The organism is Streptomyces flavotricini, from assembly GCF_020639365.1.
GTDB classification, from domain to species: Bacteria; Actinomycetota; Actinomycetes; order Streptomycetales; family Streptomycetaceae; genus Streptomyces; species Streptomyces flavotricini.
On the sequence record NZ_JAINUL010000001.1, the window covers coordinates 3990434 to 3995208 of the forward strand.

Genomic DNA, 4775 nt, shown 5'->3' on the forward strand with positions numbered 1-4775 from the left:
GAGGCCACCTTCGTGGCCCGGACCGTCGACTCCGACCGCAAGCACCTCACCGAGGTGCTCCGCGCGGCCGCCGACCACCAGGGCACGGCGCTGGTGGAGATCTACCAGAACTGCAGCATCTTCAACGACGGCGCCTTCGAGGTCCTGAAGGACAAGCAGACCGCCCAGGAGGCGGTGATCCGGCTGGAGCACGGGCAGCCGATCCGCTTCGGCGCCGACGGCCACAAGGGCGTGGTGCGGAACCCGGCCACCGGAGACCTGGACGTGGTGGACGTGACGCCGGAGAACGAGTCGGCGATCCTCGTCCACGACGCCCACGCCAAGTCCCCGACCACGGCCTTCGCGCTCTCGCGCCTCGCCGACGCGGACACCCTCCACCGGACCCCCATCGGGGTCTTCCGCGACGTCGAACGCCCCGTCTACGACACGCTGATGGCCGAGCAGCTCCAGGCGGCCGTCGACGGCAAGGGCGAGGGCGACCTGGCCGGCGTCATGGCCGGCAGCGACACGTGGACGGTCGTCGCCTGACCGAGCCCCTACGGCCGGGCGGCCGCTGCGTGCACGCGGAGCAGGAGCGCGTGCAGGGTGGCCCGTTCGGCCGCGTCGAGCGGGGCCAGCAGGTGGTCGCCCACGGCCGCGGTCTGCGCGGTCAGCTCCCGCAGGATCCCCCGCCCCGGCTCGCTGATGCTCGCCAGGACGCGCCGCCGGTCGGCCGTGTCCCGCTCCCGGCCCACGTATCCGAGCCGGGCGAGGCCGTCCAGGACCTTGACCACATCGCTCGGGTGCAGGTCGAGCCGCCGGGCGAGATCGCGCTGCGGCTGCGGACCGTGATCGGCCAGGGCGGCGAGCACGGCCATGTCCCACAGCCGCAGGCCGCGCGCGGCGAGCCGGTCGCCGACGAGGGTGCGGGCCTCCTTGCCCACCGTGGAGAGCAAATAGGGGGTGAGCGCGGTCAGTCGGGGCGTCGAGGGTGCGAGCATGGCCATATTGTAGGGTCCAACCCATCATTGGTGTTGACCTACTGAATTGGCCGTCACATCGGAGGCTCGGCATGGACGCCCTGCACACCCGGTTGCTCGTCGCCCGCTTCGGCGAGAGCTTCCGCTTCTACGACTCCCTGCTGCCCGACCTGATCGGTGCGACCCGCACGCGCGGCGGCGCCGAAGGCCCGTACGCCTCCTGGGACGTGGACGGCCAGGGCGTGCTCGCGCTGTTCGACCGGACGGCGATGGCCGCCACGGTGCCCTCGCTCAGCGACCCGGTACCCGGCGACCGCACCGTGCTGGTCAGCCGCGTGCCCGACGTGGACGCCGCGTACGCCGCCTGCCTGAACCTGGGCGCCACCGGGGCGGGTGCCCCGGCCGACCGCCCCGCATGGGGCCCGACCCTGCGCAGCGCGCACGTCCGCGACCCCGAGGGCAACCTGTGGGAACTCCAGTCCTACTAGAGGCTGTCCCGTGGATCAGACGGCCGTCCGGCCGACGGGCGTCAGGTCCATCGGGAGGTCCCCGCGCGAGCTGATCCGGAGCTTGCGGTAGACGCGGGTCAGGTGCTGCTCGACGGTGCTCACCGTCAGGAAGAGCTTCGCGGAGATCTCCCGGTTGGTCAGCCCCTGCGCCGCCAGCGTCGCCACCCGCTGCTCCGAACCGCTCAGCCTGGCCCCGCCGGCCGCCGTTCGGCCGCCCGCCTGCGCCCGGTCGCGTACGGGCGGGGTCAGGGGAGCGTCCGGGAGGATCTCCCGGCACAGGGCGACGGCCTCGCTGTCCTTGGCGAGGTTCCAGGCGTTGCGGACCATGGTGTTGCCCTTGGAGGAGCCCTCGGACTGGAGTGCGCGGCCGAGGTCCGCCATCGCGCGGGCCGCCTCGACGCGGTCGCCCGAGCGGTGCAGTTCCTCGACGGCCTGGCCCAGCAGGGCGGTGCGGCGGCGGGGTTCGCCGGTGAGGGCGCGCAGGCGCAGGGAGACACCGCGTACCCAGGGGCGTCGCGCGTCGGGGTGGGCGAGCTGGTCGAGGACGAGCTGCTCCGCCTGCCGGGCCTCGCCGAGGTGCAGCAGGGCCTCGGCGGCGTCGGTGCGCCAGGGGAGGTGGGCGGGGCGGTCGATGCGCCAGTCGGCCAGGATGCGGCCGGTTTCGAGGAAGTCGGCGAGTGCGGCGTGGGGCTGGTTGACGGCGAGGCGGTGCAGGCCGCGGGCGCGCAGGTACGCCGGCCCGTGCAGGCTGGCCGGCAGTCGCGGTGGCAGCTGGCGGTCCGCCAGCCGGGAGGCCTCGGTGAACCGGCCCATGGCACTGCAGGCCCGGATCAGCACGGCCGTCGGGGCGCAGTGGAAGGCGCTGCCCGTCCGGTCGGGGAGGGCCTGGAGGGCGGCGGTGGCGTGGGCGTGGGCCCCGGTGAGGTCGCCGAGGCGGAGCAGGGCCTCGGCGTGGAGGGTGCCGAAGAGCGAGACCCAGCCGGGTGCCCCGGCCCGCTCGGCCTCCTCCAGCAGCTTGCGGCTCCAGGAGACGGCGCGGTCCGGCTGATCGGAGGCGGTCAGCGACCGTACGGCCTGGGCGAGCGGAGTGACGGTGGCATCGGCCAGCCGGGTCCCCCGCAACAACCGTTCACTGACGGCCCCGGGCGTGTCGAGCTCGGTGTCGAACGCGGCCCCGCAGCCGCCTCCGGTGATGGCTCCGGAGGCGTCCAGTCCCGCGGCCTCGCCGATCCGCCCCTGCGCGTACAGCAGTGAGACGAGCAGCCGGGTGTGTTCGGTGTGCGGGGTCCCGGAGCGGTGGGCTTCGAGCAGGGCGGTGAGTCGGCGTTCGGCCGCCGCCGGGTCGAAGCGGGACGCGACCTGCGCCAGGCGCAGCCGGATCCCGTGGGAGGTGTGCGCGTCGGCGCCTGCCCGGAGGGCGAGTTCGAGGAGGCGCGTGGCGAGGCGGGCGTCGCCCTGGACGAGCAGTTCCTCGGCGGCCTCGCGGAGCACCTCGACGTCGGCGGGGTCGCCGGCGGCGGGGGTGGGGGCGGGGGCGGCGTGCTCGGCGGCCGCGGCCAGCAGGTGCTCGGCGACGGTGGCGGCGGGCGCGCCGTCCTCGCGCAGCAGCCGGGCGGCCCGGCGGTGCAGATCGGCACGGGTCGCGGGGGCGGTGTCCTCCAGTACGGCGGCCAGCGCGACGGGATGCCGGAAGCGGAGGCCGTCGGGCCGGCCGGCGCCGTCGGGGCCGGCCGCTGCTTCCACGAGGCCCGCGGCTTCGAGGGCGGCCAGGGCCCGACGGGTGGCCGCCGCGGGTCCGCCGAGGAGGCGTACGACCCGTTCCGGGGTGGCCCGTTCACCGAGTACGGCCGCCGTACGGGCCGCCGCGAGGGCGGTGGGCCCGGTGCGGTGCAGGCAGGTGGCGACGGCCTGGGCGTACGGGCCGCCCACCGCGGGCGCGGGGTCCTGCCCGGCCCCGGCCCCGGTCTCCTCGACGAGGGCGCGCAGCAGCAGCGGGTTGCCCCCGCTGATGCGGTGCAGCTCGCCGACGGACAGGGGCCCGCCCCCGCGCGTGAGCCCGTCGGCCGCCGCGAGCCCCGTGTGCGGCCCGAGCTCGCCGTTCGGCCCGGGCTCGCCATTCGGCCCGAGCTTGCCATTCGGCCCGAGCTCGCCGTTCGGCCCGGGCTCGCCGTTCGGGGCGGGTGTGCCGTGCGGTGTGAGCCCGGCGTTCGGGGCGAGCCCGCTGCTCGGGGTGAGTTCGTCGTTCGGGGCGAGCTCGACGGGCGGCGTGAGTTCGCCGTTCGGCACGAGGCCGCCTGCCGGAGGGGGCCCGTCGGTCGGCGCGAGCCGGGCGTCCGGTCCGGGGGCGCCGGTCCGCGCGAGCGCGTCGGTCGGCACGAGGGGTCCGGACGGCCGGACTCCCTCTGCCGGGCGGAGGGCGGTGAGCGCCGTGGCCACCTCGGTGGGGGTGAGGCGGTCCAGGCGCAGGCGCGTGAAGTGCGGCTGGCGCATCAGCTCGGTGGTGAAGACCGGGTCGAGGTCCTCGGCGTGCGCGGTGCCGGTCAGCACGGTCAGGACGGCCGCCGTACGGGCGTGCCGGGCCAGGTACTGGAGGTACTGGAGGGACGCGCCGTCGGCGTGCTGGATGTCGTCGACGACGAGCACGACGGGCCGCTCGGCGCTGCGTTCCCGCAGCCGCGCGCAGAAGGCCTGCATGGCCTCCACCCGCGCGGGCGGCGCGCCCGCCCCGTCAGCGGCGGGCACGGCCGGCAGGGGCAGGGCGAAACCCTCCTCGCCGTGGGCCAGTTGACGCACCACGCCCAGGGCCACGTGGCGCTCCTCGGGGGAGGCGACCGCGGTCAGGACCGACGCCCCGGCCCGGCGCGCCCGTTCGGCGGCGGCGTCCGCGAGCGCGCTCTTGCCGCAGCCCGTGGCGCCCTCGGCCAGCACGATCCGCGCGCCGCCCTCGGCGCACTCCGCGAGCGCCGTGTCCAGCGCTCCGATCACCGCTTCCCTGCCCACCAGCGTCACACGTGCCCCCGTCATCGAAACTCCACCCCTCACCCCGGCCAGGGTCGAAGCCGCGCCTACAGGGGTGGTCGAGCGCAGACGGAGCAAAAAGACCCCGGGCCCTGCGGGGTGGCCCCCATCTCCAGGGCGTGCCCCGCGGACCGGACCGGGCCCCCGCATCCCCGTACGTCAGTACGTCCGCGCCTGGGGCACCCCCGCGCCTGGGGCCCCCCGCCCCCCGCCCGGGGTCCCCCCGCCCCCGCCCTCCCCGCCCCCGCACCCCGCGCTCGTCGAAGATCACGGTGGTGTTCTCGCCGTG

The 4775-nt window shown here is 76.3% G+C and carries 3 protein-coding genes and 1 pseudogene; 2 read left to right on the top strand and 2 right to left on the bottom strand.

Annotation, left to right across the window (positions count from 1 at the left end):
* Positions 1-528, top strand: a pseudogene (locus tag K7B10_RS17950) (2-oxoacid:ferredoxin oxidoreductase subunit beta); the annotation flags it as partial.
* A gap of 8 nt (positions 529-536) precedes the next feature.
* On the opposite strand, the gene K7B10_RS17955 reads toward K7B10_RS17950, so the two are convergent.
* On the bottom strand, positions 537-980 hold the full coding sequence (locus K7B10_RS17955; RefSeq protein WP_229337061.1) for a MarR family winged helix-turn-helix transcriptional regulator: 444 nt from the start codon (positions 978-980) through the stop codon (positions 537-539).
* A gap of 71 nt (positions 981-1051) precedes the next feature.
* On the opposite strand from K7B10_RS17955, the gene K7B10_RS17960 reads away from it, so the two are divergent.
* Positions 1052-1447 (top strand): VOC family protein, encoded by a 396-nt coding sequence (locus tag K7B10_RS17960; protein WP_229337063.1) that lies wholly within the window; start codon positions 1052-1054, stop codon positions 1445-1447.
* Positions 1448-1462: 15 nt separating this feature from the next.
* Here the strand turns inward: K7B10_RS17960 and K7B10_RS40850 are convergent, their stop codons facing one another.
* On the bottom strand, positions 1463-4636 hold the full coding sequence (locus tag K7B10_RS40850) for a BREX system ATP-binding domain-containing protein (RefSeq protein ID WP_267501417.1): 3174 nt from the start codon (positions 4634-4636) through the stop codon (positions 1463-1465).
* Positions 4637-4775: the final 139 nt, after the last annotated feature.

Coding starts and splice junctions, on each gene's coding strand:
- K7B10_RS17960 (WP_229337063.1), top strand. CDS start 1,052: ATGGACGCCCTGCACACCCGGTTGCTCGTCGCCCGCTTCGGCGAGAGC.
- K7B10_RS40850 (WP_267501417.1), bottom strand. CDS start 4,636: ATGCGGGGGCCCGGTCCGGTCCGCGGGGCACGCCCTGGAGATGGGGGC.
- K7B10_RS17955 (WP_229337061.1), bottom strand. CDS start 980: ATGCTCGCACCCTCGACGCCCCGACTGACCGCGCTCACCCCCTATTTG.